Origin of the sequence: Providencia sp. PROV175 (genome assembly GCF_032707045.1) — a bacterium.
Lineage (GTDB): Bacteria > Pseudomonadota > Gammaproteobacteria > Enterobacterales > Enterobacteriaceae > Providencia > Providencia hangzhouensis.
Genome location: NZ_CP120533.1, coordinates 1,801,167 through 1,814,214 on the forward strand (window position 1 = coordinate 1,801,167; position 13,048 = coordinate 1,814,214).

The 13,048-nt window shown below is 41.4% G+C and carries 14 protein-coding genes; 8 read left to right on the top strand and 6 right to left on the bottom strand.

What is annotated here, in order from left to right; all coding sequences use genetic code 11:
• Positions 1–176: 176 nt before the first annotated feature.
• The 4 genes from P3L44_RS07890 to P3L44_RS07905 all read left to right on the top strand — a co-directional run bounded on the left by P3L44_RS07890 (position 177) and on the right by P3L44_RS07905 (position 2,435).
• A complete protein-coding gene (locus tag P3L44_RS07890) occupies positions 177–980 on the top strand; it encodes a TSUP family transporter (RefSeq protein ID WP_004257209.1) in 804 nt (267 codons plus the stop codon).
• Between the two features lie 17 nt (positions 981–997).
• Entirely contained in the window at positions 998–1,546 is a 549-nt protein-coding gene (locus P3L44_RS07895; protein ID WP_004257212.1) for an elongation factor P hydroxylase, read from the top strand.
• Positions 1,547–1,574: 28 nt separating this feature from the next.
• Entirely contained in the window at positions 1,575–1,847 is a 273-nt protein-coding gene (locus P3L44_RS07900; RefSeq protein WP_004257217.1) for a YfcL family protein, read from the top strand.
• Positions 1,848–1,916: 69 nt separating this feature from the next.
• The gene (locus tag P3L44_RS07905) at positions 1,917–2,435 is read left to right on the top strand and encodes a GNAT family N-acetyltransferase (RefSeq protein WP_272662593.1); all 519 of its coding nucleotides are present in this window, start codon (positions 1,917–1,919) and stop codon (positions 2,433–2,435) included.
• A gap of 4 nt (positions 2,436–2,439) precedes the next feature.
• On the opposite strand, the gene mnmC is transcribed toward P3L44_RS07905, so the two are convergent.
• A complete protein-coding gene (gene mnmC, locus P3L44_RS07910; protein WP_272662591.1) occupies positions 2,440–4,479 on the bottom strand; it encodes a bifunctional tRNA (5-methylaminomethyl-2-thiouridine)(34)-methyltransferase MnmD/FAD-dependent 5-carboxymethylaminomethyl-2-thiouridine(34) oxidoreductase MnmC in 2,040 nt (679 codons plus the stop codon).
• A 201-nt stretch (positions 4,480–4,680) separates the two neighbouring features.
• Between mnmC and fabB the strand changes: the two genes are divergently transcribed.
• Positions 4,681–5,895: a beta-ketoacyl-ACP synthase I gene (fabB, locus tag P3L44_RS07915; RefSeq protein WP_140172347.1), complete on the top strand. Its 1,215-nt coding sequence runs from the start codon at positions 4,681–4,683 to the stop codon at positions 5,893–5,895.
• Positions 5,896–5,947: 52 nt separating this feature from the next.
• Here the strand turns inward: fabB and P3L44_RS07920 are convergent, their stop codons facing one another.
• Positions 5,948–6,397 carry a hypothetical protein gene (locus tag P3L44_RS07920; RefSeq protein WP_140172348.1) on the bottom strand — a complete coding sequence of 150 codons (450 nt, stop codon included), beginning with the start codon at positions 6,395–6,397 and terminating at the stop codon, positions 5,948–5,950.
• A gap of 183 nt (positions 6,398–6,580) precedes the next feature.
• Between P3L44_RS07920 and P3L44_RS07925 the strand changes: the two genes are divergently transcribed.
• Complete coding sequence (locus P3L44_RS07925) at positions 6,581–6,844, top strand: hypothetical protein (RefSeq protein ID WP_140172349.1); 264 nt, start codon at positions 6,581–6,583, stop codon at positions 6,842–6,844.
• A gap of 61 nt (positions 6,845–6,905) precedes the next feature.
• Here P3L44_RS07925 and P3L44_RS07930 read toward each other — a convergent pair whose 3' ends face one another.
• Genes P3L44_RS07930 through P3L44_RS07940 form a run of 3 tightly spaced genes read right to left on the bottom strand, consistent with a single transcriptional unit; the run spans position 6,906 to position 9,843 of the window.
• Positions 6,906–8,414, bottom strand: coding sequence for a tripartite tricarboxylate transporter permease (locus P3L44_RS07930; protein ID WP_272662590.1), 1,509 nt, complete (start codon positions 8,412–8,414; stop codon positions 6,906–6,908).
• An 11-nt stretch (positions 8,415–8,425) separates the two neighbouring features.
• Positions 8,426–8,857, bottom strand: coding sequence for a tripartite tricarboxylate transporter TctB family protein (locus P3L44_RS07935; protein ID WP_094962691.1), 432 nt, complete (start codon positions 8,855–8,857; stop codon positions 8,426–8,428).
• An 11-nt stretch (positions 8,858–8,868) separates the two neighbouring features.
• Positions 8,869–9,843, bottom strand: coding sequence for a Bug family tripartite tricarboxylate transporter substrate binding protein (locus P3L44_RS07940; protein ID WP_004257243.1), 975 nt, complete (start codon positions 9,841–9,843; stop codon positions 8,869–8,871).
• Positions 9,844–10,152: 309 nt separating this feature from the next.
• On the opposite strand from P3L44_RS07940, the gene tctD reads away from it, so the two are divergent.
• Together tctD and P3L44_RS07950 are read left to right on the top strand one after the other, a co-directional pair.
• Positions 10,153–10,821 (top strand): transcriptional regulator TctD, encoded by a 669-nt coding sequence (gene tctD, locus P3L44_RS07945; protein ID WP_004257247.1) that lies wholly within the window; start codon positions 10,153–10,155, stop codon positions 10,819–10,821.
• A complete protein-coding gene (locus P3L44_RS07950; RefSeq protein WP_272662589.1) occupies positions 10,818–12,245 on the top strand; it encodes a sensor histidine kinase in 1,428 nt (475 codons plus the stop codon). The genes tctD and P3L44_RS07950 overlap by 4 nt, the downstream gene beginning before the upstream one ends.
• A 72-nt stretch (positions 12,246–12,317) precedes the next feature.
• Here P3L44_RS07950 and P3L44_RS07955 read toward each other — a convergent pair whose 3' ends face one another.
• Entirely contained in the window at positions 12,318–12,944 is a 627-nt protein-coding gene (locus P3L44_RS07955; protein ID WP_272662588.1) for a hypothetical protein, read from the bottom strand.
• Between the last annotated feature and the right edge of the window lie 104 nt (positions 12,945–13,048).

Here is a 13,048-nt window from a genome sequence, read left to right on the forward strand (position 1 = left end):
CGGTTTTACTGTGTTTTATGTAGTGACAACAGAGCGGCCTATAAGGTCGCTTTGTTGATGATGAAGGTTCGGATGAAGCCTCCTAAAAATACCTCATCTAGGTTGTGATATCACCAAACCTGACTGGCGATATATTCACATCAACATCATGATATTTCTTCTCTTTGGATAGTAAAATGGATTGGCTAACTGCCGTTGCACCTGAAGTTTATGCTTTACTCTTCTTTGTTGCGCTGTTTGCAGGGTTTATTGACTCCATCGCGGGTGGTGGTGGGTTATTAACGATCCCAGCCCTGTTATCAGTGGGGATAACACCTGTTGAAGCTTTAGCAACCAATAAGTTGCAAGCGGTTGGCGGTTCGTTTTCTTCAACGCTCTATTTTGTTAGGCGCAAAGCCATAGATTTACGAGCACAACTGTTTCCGTTCATTATGACCATGATTGGTGCCATGCTGGGTGCGATTGTCATTCAAATGATTGATACCGCGTTCTTAAAACAGCTATTACCCATCTTGGTGATTTGTGTCGGCTTATACTTTTTATTGACGCCATCAATTGGTGTACAAGACCGCCAACAGCGTATCAGTATGCCTTTCTTCGGGGTGGCAATTGGGATGACGCTGGGTTTTTATGATGGTGCCTTTGGTCCCGGAACCGGTTCATTTTTGGCATTGGGTTATGTTCTGTTGCTTGGTTATAATCTTGCCAAAGCCACCGCGCATGCGAAGTTACTTAATTTTGCCTCTAATTTTGGCTCTTTAGTGTTCTTTATTATCGGGGGTCATGTTCTTTGGGCCTTAGGTTTTGTTATGCTAATCGGCCAAATGGTTGGCGCTCGTTTAGGTGCGCGTTTGGTCTTAACCAAAGGACAAAAACTGATCAGGCCGATGATCGTGGTGATTTCGTTACTGATGAGTATTAAATTACTCCATGATAGCCATGGTGACGTGATTAAAGCTTGGTTTCTCTCATTATTTTAAGATGATTTAAATTATTCATGAGTACACATAATTATCAGGATCTAATCAATATCTTTGATGAATGTTTTGGTGTGACATATAACACCAAGCTGGTAAAAGGGGATGATGAACCCATTTATTTACCCGCAGATGAGGCTGTGCCTTATCACCGTATCGTCTTTGCACACGGCTTTTTCACCAGTGCGCTGCATGAAATCTCACATTGGTGTATTGCTGGGGAGGCAAGACGTCAGCAAGTCGATTACGGTTATTGGTATTGCCCAGATGGGCGAGATGAAAAAACACAGTGTGAGTTTGAAGTGGTGGAAATCAAGCCCCAAGCGTTGGACTGGCTGTTTTGTGTTGCCGTTGGCATTCCATTTAATGTCAGTTGTGACAACTTAGAGGGGGATTTTGAGCCTGATCGTATTGCGTTTATGCGCAAAGTTCATGCACAAGTCATGCTTTATTTAGAAAATGGCATCCCTGAACGGCCATTACGCTTTATTAATGCGTTACAATTGTTTTACAATACGCCACCTCTTTGTGCAGAAGCTTTTCCTTATCCGGAAGATATTTTTGCCTAATGAACACACATTTAAGTAAGGATTAAGCATGCTTGCGGATTTAGAAACACGCATACTAACGAAAATTGATGATATGGTTGAACACGCGAGCGATGATGAACTCTTCGCTGGCGGCTATTTGCGTGGTCACTTAACCCTTGCTGTGGCTGAACTGGAAGAAGAAAACGAAACCAGTTCTGAAGCATTATATCAACGTGTCGAAGTCAGTATTCAAAATGCCATCAAAGCTGGCGAATTGACACCACCAGACCAAGTACTGGTTTTAGATATGTGGAAAAACTTATTAAATAACGCCATTTAATTTGTTGAGTTCTGTATGAAAAGCGGGGAAACCCGCTTTTTTGTTAGCTAAATTTTGTTGCGAGTAAAAATGATGGCGAATATTCGTTTAGCAACCCCCCTTGATGCCAAATATCTTCCTCCGGTGGAAGCCTCCGCAGGACAGGCATTTATGAGTATTGAAAAATATAAATGGCTTGCTGAAGGTGATGGGCAAACGGAGCAAGACCACCTCGATTTTATTTCTGAGCAATTAGAGTGGGTAGCAGTGAATGATTGTGATGAACCAATTGGTTTTATCAATGCTGAAGATCATCATACTAGCCTGCATATTTGTGAGGTTTCTGTTTGCCAGCAATGGCAAGGACGCGGGCTGGGTAAAAAGCTGATTAAGCAGGTACTTGGTGCTGCTTTGGCACGGAATATCACGGTAGTGACATTGACCACTTGCCGCGATGTGCCTTGGAATGCACCTTATTACCAACGCTTGGGCTTTAAAATTCTTGAAGATAATGAGCTAACCACCGAACTACAGGCTATTTTACAGTCTGAGGTCGATGCAGGGTTTGCTGCTGAAGACCGTTGTGCAATGGCTATCTCATTAACTTAATGCATTAATAAGGGAGTTTAATAGGGCGACCTAATAATAATTTCCTTACCCAAAAACGGTTTGGGTTGAGTTCTGCAAGAGTTTCATCGTCTAGGGGGAGTACTTCCCCAAAAATTTGCGCCGCAAGCAATTCTGCGCAAAGTGGTGCGGTTGATAACCCTCTTGACCCTAATGCACCAAAAATAAATAAATTTGGGTGCACTGGAGCGAGTGCAATAGGCTGTTCTTTGGCAATTTGAGTGGGCAAATTGTGATAGAGTGCCACATGTTGTTCGAAATCAGGCACATTGCCTAATAACGGAAAATGGTCGCGAATAACACAACGAATACCTTGGCGTGAACGTTGCTGAGAAATATCGATATCCTTAGGCCAAGTTACATCGGGTAGGTTATCAACCAGCTTTTGGCGGTTCCCTTGCTGTTCCTCTTCACTATAATCGAAATCAAGTCGTTCACGTTGGTAGCTAGCACCTAAGCAATGTTGTGTACCCGTGGCATCGGCAGGGGTTAAATAGCCTTCAAAGCACAGAACATTTTTCAGTTGTTGTAGGGTGTGATTGGTTGGAATATGGCTGACTTGCCCACGCACAGGCGAAATAGGTAAATTAACGGTTTGAGCAAATTGGCGCAGCTTGTGCCCATTAGCAATAATGACAGTTGAGTGAACACGTGTTAGCTGTTTGTGTTGTGCGGTTTCAATTAATAACTGCCAATCTTGTTCTGTTTGTTTTAATTCAACGACATTATGTTCAAAACAGAAGGTAATACCCAGCTGTTGTAAATATTGTTGTAAACTCTCACAAAGCTGGGCAGGGCACAGCCATCCTCCAGACGCATAATGAATGCCATCATGGTTGACATCAACGCCGCAAATACCACTCAGTTGCTGACGACTTTTACCAATAGCAAAATCAGCTGGCCATTCGGTTCCTAGCATTCCTGCTATCTTGCGAGCCACTTTGTCGTTATAGGCTAATTGGCTCACGCCACACCATTGCCCTTCAAACGAGAGTCCTTGCTTCGCTAATTGATGGTAAAAACGAGAAGCAAAAGGGAAAGCGCTGACAAAAAAACGTTCGAGTGGGTCGTTATTGCCGGTGAGTAAGGGGTAAATAGCCCCTTGGCGATTGCCAGAAGCATTCTGTGCAACTTGTGTATCTTGGCAGTATAAGGTGACTTTAGCACCGCGGTTATGAAGGGCGTAGGCCGCTGTTAAACTGGCAAGCCCACCACCAATGATAGCGACATCAGTTGGGTTGTCTGCGCTTTTTCTGGCAAACCAAGGGGTTGGGATATCAATTTCTTTTTCAGCTAAGACCCCAGTTAACATTTCTCGTTTGTTACCAAAGCCTTTGACTTTTTTAAGGGTAAAGCTAGCTTGTTGAAGGCCTCGTTTAACGGAACCTGCCACGGTAAATGTTGCAAAAGTTCCATTGAGGCGGGCGAATTTTGCCATATTAGTGAACAGTTGTTCACTCCACATTTCGGGATTTTTTGAGGGAGCGAAACCATCTAAAAACCAAGCATCTATCTTATTGTTTAAATTGTTTTTTAGTAAAGATATTTGCTCATTTACATCACCAAACCATAAATCTAATATCACACTGCCATTTTCTAACATGATCCGCTGGTTACCCGGTAAGGCTTGTGGCCAATTTTCACAAAGGGATTGTGAGAAGCTGCTCAGTTCAGGCCAACATTGGTGGGCTGTCATTAAGTCAGATTGTGTTAATGGGTATTTTTCAAAACTAATAAAATGTAATTGTTGCAATTTTGCGTTTGGATTTTCGGCTTTAAATTGTTTAAAAGATTGCCATAATGCTAAAAAATTCAATCCAGTACCAAACCCGGTTTCGGCAATTACACAGGTTGTGAAAGGGTGCGTCGCGAAGCGCTCAGGAAAATGATTTCCTTGCAAAAACACATGGCGAGCTTCTTCTAAGCCATCTTGGTTAGAAAAATAGATATCTGCAAACTGTTCAGACATGGGGGTGCCTTCGTCATTCCAGCTCAGGCGTGCGGTTTGTACAGCGTTCTTTTTCACGATAAGCCTACATTCTTTATTTAATTCCTAAATTTTACCGCTGATATGGGTGTAAGGCTACCGTCATAAAAAAGTCTTATTGGCGTCATAAAGAAAAAAATACAAATATTTACCCTGATCGGACTTGTTCAGCGTACAAGTGTAAGCTAAAGTGACAACCTGTAATCCCGCAATCATATAATTATAGACATGAGGTAACGAATGAAGCGTGCAGTCATCACTGGTCTAGGTATTGTTTCCAGCCTTGGTAATAACCAGGAAGAAGTACTGGCTTCTCTGAAGGAAGGTCGTTCCGGGATCACTTTCTCAGAAGAATTCAAAGAGGCAGGGCTGCGTAGCCATGTCTGGGGTAATGTTAAAAATTTAGACCCAAAAGATTTAATCGACCGTAAAATTTTCCGTTTTATGAGTGATTGCTCCGCCTATGCTTATTTATCGATGGAACAAGCGATTGCGGATTCAGGTTTAACAGAAGAACAAGTTTCAAATTTACGTACAGGTATCGTTGTTGGCTCTGGTGGTGGTTCTCCACGTAACCAAGTTGCTGGTTCTGACGGTATGCGTGCTAAAGGTTTGCGTGGTGTGGGCCCATACATGGTGACTCGTGCAATGGCATCAGGTATTTCTGCTTGTTTAGCAACGCCATTTAAAATCAAAGGTGTGAACTACTCCATCAGTTCTGCTTGTTCAACATCAGCGCACTGTATTGGCCATGCGGTTGAGTTAATTCAATTAGGCAAACAGGATGTGGTTTTTGCTGGTGGCGGTGAAGAACTGAGCTGGGAAATGACCTGTGAGTTTGACGCGATGGGCGCATTGTCGACTAAATACAATGAGACGCCAGACAAAGCATCAAGAACTTACGATAAAGACCGTGATGGTTTCGTTATCGCAGGTGGTGGTGGTATCGTTGTTGTCGAGGAATTAGAACATGCGTTAGCGCGTGGTGCACATATCTACGCTGAAATTGTCGGCTATGGTGCGACCTCTGACGGTGCAGACATGGTTGCTCCATCAGGAGAAGGTGCGGTGCGCTGTATGCAAATGGCGATGCAAGGTATTGATAAAATTGATTACATCAATACACATGGTACCTCAACGCCAGTGGGTGACACGAAAGAGTTAGAAGCGATTCAAGAAGTGTTTGGTAGCAACTCTCCAGCAATTTCAGCAACGAAAGCAATGAGTGGCCACTCATTAGGTGCTGCGGGTGTTCACGAAGCAATTTATAGCTTACTGATGTTAGAACACGGCTTTATTGCGCCAAGTATTAACGTCGAAAACCTAGATGAGAAAGCTGCGGGCTTGAATATCGTGACTAAGCCAACCGAACAAGCGCTGGAAACAGTCATGTCTAACAGTTTCGGTTTCGGTGGAACTAACGCCACATTAGTGATGAGCAAATACAAAGCATAATTTGTATTAGGCTAACGTATTAAATAAGCGAGAACTTCGGTTCTCGTTTTTTTTAATCACTACTTCCGCCGTCCCCGCCTCCTGAATCGGACGATGAGCAATCTGAACTAGAACAATAATGGTTGCTTGAGCGGTGATTATTATCACTGGATGAGCTGTCATAATAAGGGGGCGTGTAGCTTGAACTCGAATTATTTGAATTCACTCGATATGCAGTTTCTTTCACATTTTTACGCACTTCAAATATTTGGCTTTTATCTTTCGACCAGCCAATAGTCACCAGTGTGGTATTTTTCTTTACGCTGATAAGCAACATTTCCCCACAAAAAATATGCATTTTACCCAATGCTTTTATTTGGATATAACCACTGTCTTTTTCCGTGATAGTGACAGGTTTCTGACTATGGATTGTGTAACAGTCACTATGGACATCAATAGTGCGAGTATATGCTAACGGTTTTGGCTGGATATTAAAAAGGACAAAAAGTAATCTGTCGAACATTGTGTTTTATGTTTTAATAAATGAGATGGCTAAGATAATTGATTGAGGTTATTCAATACATCGTCATTATCTGAATCCGTGGTTTATTAATGATTGAATGAGTATTCGTCATTTTATTAAATTTTTCTGCCTAAAATAGTGACATGATATTGACTCAATGTTTAGTTGATTAGAGGAAATCATATGAGTGTAACAAGGTTTCATACGGCTATTTGGAAACAGGACTTTAAAATTTTAGGTGCGGCATTATCTCGTTATATCCGCAGTAAATTTAGTAGATTGATTAGCAAAATACATAATATTGAAAATCCATTTCCACTACATAGAAATGCACCAAAACGGCCAAGTACTACCATTAGTTCACCATCAAAGAATGTCTATTATGGTGAAGGAGCTCATGATAACAATGTGGTTTTACTTCGTTATATAAAACTTTCTACTGATTAATAAAAAAATGCCCCAAAATCACACTGGGGCAAAGTTTTACAGAGATTATATGAACACTTAATTACGATAAGACAGTGGGTTGTTTACGTTTACGAATACGCTTTATAATTGGTGGCAAAATTAGCACTAATACCGCTAGTATTAATAAACTTTGGGAAATCGTACTACTCCAAAGAATATCGAAATTACCATTACTGATGGATAATGAACGGCGTAAGTTTTGTTCTAACATTTCACCCAGTACAAACCCTAAAATTAATGGTGAAAGTGGGAAGTTCATTTTACGTAATATAAACCCAAATACGCCAAGCCCCATCATGAGTAATAAATCAAATGTCGTACTATGAACGGCATATACCCCGACAGCAGAAATGCAAGCAATAGCAGGGACTAAAAACCATAACGGAACCGTTAACATGCGAGTGAATAAGCCAATTAATGGAATATTCATGATGAGCAAAACCACGTTAGCAATCAACAGAGCGGCAATTAACCCCCAAACAATATCCGGTTGCTCTGTAAACATACCAGGGCCTGGGGTGATATTATAGAGCGTTAGGGCACCCATCATTACTGCTGTTGTTCCCGAGCCCGGAACGCCAAGAGTTAACATAGGAATAAATGACCCACACGCAGAGGCATTATTGGCGGCTTCAGGCGCGGCTACCCCTCGGACATCACCATTACCGAAATCGCCTTTTTCACCACTGATTTTCTTTTCCGTCATATAAGTGATGGCGCTGGCAATGGTAGCTCCCGCTCCCGGCAAAACGCCAACAAAGAAACCGATGAATGAAGAGCGTAAAGCAGGGCCAGCACATGCTTTGGCTTCTTTGCGATTGAATAGCATTCTGCCTGTTTTACGGATCAGACCTTGGCCTGTTGCAGTGCCTTCGAGCATCAATAAAATTTCACTAACAGAAAATAAACCAATAACCACGACGATAAACTGCACGCCATCCGATAAATGTACGCTATCAAACGTAAAACGATATTCCCCAGAGTTGGCATCCACTCCCACAGTGGCGAGTGATAAACCAATTAATGCAGCCAATAGTGATTTGATTGGGTTTTGGCTCATCATGCTACCTAAGCAGGCAATGGCAAAAACCATTAAGGCAAAATATTCGGCAGGCCCAAAGGCGAGTGACCATTGGGCAAGCAAAGGCGCGAATAAAATTATCCCTATAATTGCAATCGTTGAACCAATAAATGAACTGACTGCGGAAATTGAGAGAGCAACCCCGCCTTTCCCTTGTTTTGCCATAGGGTAACCATCTAGGGTGGTCATGATGGCAGCGGCATCACCAGGGACATTGAGTAAGATTGATGATATGCGTCCGCCATATTCACAACCTAAATAAACCGTGGCGAGTAAAATTAATGCGGACTCGGCGGGTAATTTCAGGGCAAAGGCCAATGGTAGCAAAATAGCGACACCATTAATTGGGCCAAGGCCGGGAAGCATACCCACGATTGTACCGATAAAACAGCCAATTAAGGCGATCAAGATATTTTGAGGAACTAGTGCGACCTCGAAACCTTGCGATAGATACATCCAAGTTTCCATGATTTCGCTCCTTAACTTAGCAGGCTGCCAATAGGCAAGGTTACATCTAGCCATTTATCAAAGGCATAGAACAAAAAGATACCTAAGACCGGGCCCGAAATAATCGCGGCGATAGGTGTCGCACCAAATAGCAGGGCGATACTGATGGTGAGTAAGCTGGTTGCAATCGGGAACCCTAACCATTCAAAAGCCCATGCATAAATAACAAGTGCAACAACTAATAAAACTAAACGACGTAATACATAGGGTTTTGGCCACTCAACGGCTTCTTGCTTGCCAAATAATAAGGCAAGGGCACAAAGCGCCATTAAGGAGAGTATGACAACCGGAAAAGGGCGGGGGCCCAGTGGTTCATAACTAAATTCACTTTGGATCCCCCAACCAATATAAATTCCGATAGCACACAGTATTAGCCAAACTATGGCAAATATGCGTTGGCTCATCGTTCACTCCGTTATTTAGCTAAACCGAAGGCACGGGCTTGTTCACGATATTGCTCGATTTCTTTTTTGACATAGCTATCGAGTTCTTGCCCGGTTAAGTTGTATTCAAATAAACCACGCAGTTCACGTTGTTTTTTGAATTCGTCGGTTTGTTGCAGTTTTTGGAAGGCTTCGACCCATTGGTTATAGTCAGCATCGGAGACTTTCGGCCCCATATAGAAACCACGAATGATTGGCCATACAATGTCATACCCTTGTTCTTTTGCTGTTGGAATATCTGATAAACCATCACCAAGGCGCTTGTCTGAGTAAACAGCAAGGATACGAATTTTACCTTCATTGATATATGGCGTCATTTCACTGATATCCCCTGAAAGGACTTGAATATGGTTGCCCAGTAATGCAGTTAAGGTTTCACCGCCGCCTTCAAAGGCCACATAACGCATTTTTCGTGGGTCGATATCAATGGCTTTGGCTAATAAGGCCGTTTTCATCCAATCTTGGCTGCCAATAGACCCTCCCGCACCAAATACGATGCTGTTAGGATCTTTTTTGAAGGTATCCATTAAATCTTTCAGGGTTTTATAAGGTGAGTCGGCACGTACGGCTATCATACCGTAGTCGCTTCCCACACTGGCGAGCCAGCGAACATCGTTTTCGTTATAACGACCAAATTTTCCCTGTGCGAGATTGAGTAAGGAACCTCCTGAGAAAGCAACAATGGTGCCGGGTTCTGCAGGACGTTGTGCGACAATGGCGTTATAAGCAACGGCACCAATACCGCCTGGCATGTAGGTCACTCGCATTGGTTTTTCAATTTCTTTGGTTTCCAGAAGAGACACTTGTACTAATTTACAGGTTAAATCAAAACCGCCTCCAGGTTTGGCGGGGGCAATACATTCTGTACGTTCGGGTAGGGCGTTTGCTTGATTGATGCCAACTAAAAATATTGCTGTTGCTAAGGCCGTCTGGGTGAATTTTTTCATTATTTTTCCTTACTAAGACAATAATTAGAGGTATATATTATTACTGCTTGTTGTGCTGGTATGGCATCATCGCCCGATGAAGCTTTCATTTACCTTTCATTAACAAATATTATTATTTTTATGTGATATATATCAGATTGTTTTGTATTTTTACTTTTTTGTTGTGTTAATTTAATGTTAAATTAATCACGTTAATAGTGTTTGTTAGCAATAGTTGTGATGGACACAGTAAAAATGTGCACATTTGCTTTCCATTCATTCAATGGAATGCCAACGTATACTGATAAATAATTATAATGAGTATGCGGAATGAGAATTTTATTGGTTGAAGATCATGACGAGTTGTCATTATGGTTACAGAAGGCCTTATCGTCATCTGGGTTTGCGGTTGACCTTGCTAGTGATGGTGCGATAGCAGACCAGCTATTACAAACTGAACGCTATGAATTAGTCGTGTTAGATGTATCACTTCCGAGAATGAGTGGGCTTGAGGTATTGGCGCAAATGCGCAAACGGCATCAAGAAACCCCCGTCTTGTTACTAACGGCGAATTCCGACGTAGCCGACCGTGTACAAGGGTTAAATGCAGGGGCTGATGACTACCTGACGAAACCTTTTGATATTGCGGAATTAGAAGCGCGTCTTCGTGCTTTATTACGGCGTAGCCAAGGGCAAGTTAATGAGTCACAACAGTTTGGTTTACTTAGTTACCATGAGGACGGTTATTTTTTATTAGGCGAAGAGCCGTTAGGCTTAACACCAAGGGAATATGCGGTGTTAAACACCCTATTTCATCGACGAGGTCGGCCTGTTTCTAAAATGCAATTATTTGAACAGGTATTTTCGCTGTCAGATGAAGCCAATTTACAAAGTATTGAGTTATATGTTCACCGTGTAAGAAAAAAACTTGCCGGTTCGGATGTTAACATCAATACCTTACGCGGATTGGGATACCGATTAGAGCAGTGTAGTGTATGAAATTAGTCGCTCATCCACGCTCTCTCTTTCATCAGTTACTGCTCTTTTTCGGTATCCCCCTCATTTTGTTGGGGAGTTTTTCGGTTTATACCCACTATTACAGTGCAAAAAATGCTGCAAATTTAGCCTATGATCGAACGTTACTAGCTTCAGCTCGAACAGTTGCAGAACGCTTACAAGTGGTAGATGGGCATCTCTCGGTGAATGTGCCTTATGTGGTGCTCGATAGTTTCGAACTAAATAATAATGACCGAATTTTTTATCAAGTTATCTCTCCTGACGGTGAAACTATCTCTGGTTATGACGACTTACCGCCAATTCCCCCTTATTGGATGCGTTCACAGCACTATACTGCGCTAGTTTATTTTTATGATGCACAGTATAAAGGTTTACCTATTCGTATTGCTGCGTTTTATCAACCGATTAATGAAGGTGGCATCACTGGGATGGTTGAAATTCGTGTTGCAGAAACGGTCTATTCGCGGCAAGATCTCGCTAATCAATTATTAATTTCTGCCTTGATGAGCCAAGGTACCGTGGTACTTTTAACCATGGTGCTTGCCTATATTCTACTTAGTAAGCTGCTGGCACCGTTGAAAAGATTATCTCACTTAATGTTAGGCCGTTCTGCCAATGATTTAACACCCTTGCCAGATTTACTGCCGTGGTCGGATTTATCGCCATTAATTGATGCATTAAACCGTTATATTTCTCGCCTAAAGCGGATGGTTAGACGACAAGAACGCTTTAGTGCAGATGCATCTCACCAATTAAAAACACCTTTAACCGTACTAAAAACTCAAGTTTCGGTTGCCATTAATAGTGCAGACGAAAGTCAACGGCAACAAAGTTTACAAGCTATTGATAAAACCCTCGATAATACGATCATTTTGACGGATAGGCTTTTGCAGTTATCTCGCTTAAAAGCACATGAAAAAGAAGCCATCACGCAATATCGTGCAGTTAATTTAGTGGAAATTGTTCATCAAACGTGTTTTACCCGCTTAGCGCAGGCAGAAAGCCAAAATATTGATTTAGGCTATGAAGGGTTAGACGTAGCATGGATAAAGGGAGAGCCTATTTTATTGGCTGAGATGTGTGCAAATTTAATTGATAATGCGATTAAATACACGCCTGCAAATGGAGTGGTCACCGTTCGAGTGGTCAGCAGTGATGACCATCTTCATTGGGTCTTAGAGGTTGAAGACTCTGGTCCTGGGATCCCAGATGCGAAAATTAACCGTTCTATGGAAGCCTTTACTCGTTTAAATAATGCGTTAGGTAAGGAAGGCGCTGGCCTTGGGCTGGCGCTTGTGAAAGATATTGCTAGCTATCATGGTTCTGAACCTCAATTATTAAAAAGTAAATTACTTAATGGATTATTGGTTAGAATCGCATTTAAAGCCAGCCAAGCGCCGAGGTAAGAAAAACGCCCTTACTAAGGCGTTTCTCTGGTGACAAAGTCTAAACGCAGTAAAAGCTAGATACGTTTAGTTTCACATTGATATTAATATCTGCGATAGCGTGTTATTTGAAGGTTCGTGTTTGAAATCACAGGTTATTGTGTTTTGTTCGAGGCTTGCTATTGAGGATGATAATAATGATTCTGAATCTAACTTATTGTCTTCATTAAGAAATATATTAGCTATAGCTAGCGCTGTGTCATTTTTTACTTCATTAATAAATGTCTCGATTGATTCTATTTTTAAATCTGTGTTGTATATTTCATCAAGCAAAGCCGATATGTCTTGGGAAATCAAATTTGAATCTTTATTTTCTGAGTGCTCTTGAATGTATGTCACTAGATCATTTTTTGCACTAGCAAGTTTTTCTTCTTGTAAATATGTAGTATCAACAGATTCTGATTTCAATTTTTGTATTTTGTTTAATTGTAAGCGTTGATTAGTGATATCTAGCAATGCATCTTTAATCGTTTGACAATAGGTTTCCTCGCTGACATTAGATGTGACAGATTTTAATGGGACATAATTATATACGTTAGAAATAAAGTCATCTCTTACTGCGGTTAGATATTCTTTCTCACGTAAAACCTCAGATATATTGATATTGTTTTCACTTTGTTGTAACTCTTGGTTCGTATTTAGGGTTAAATTTGAAATCATAGTAAACACTCCATGTTAATAATTTTTAAATATTTCATTACTGTGGTCGTAGTTAATTAATATAACCTACTTAAAATTAGGTGACTAATTTTTATTTGGTATGG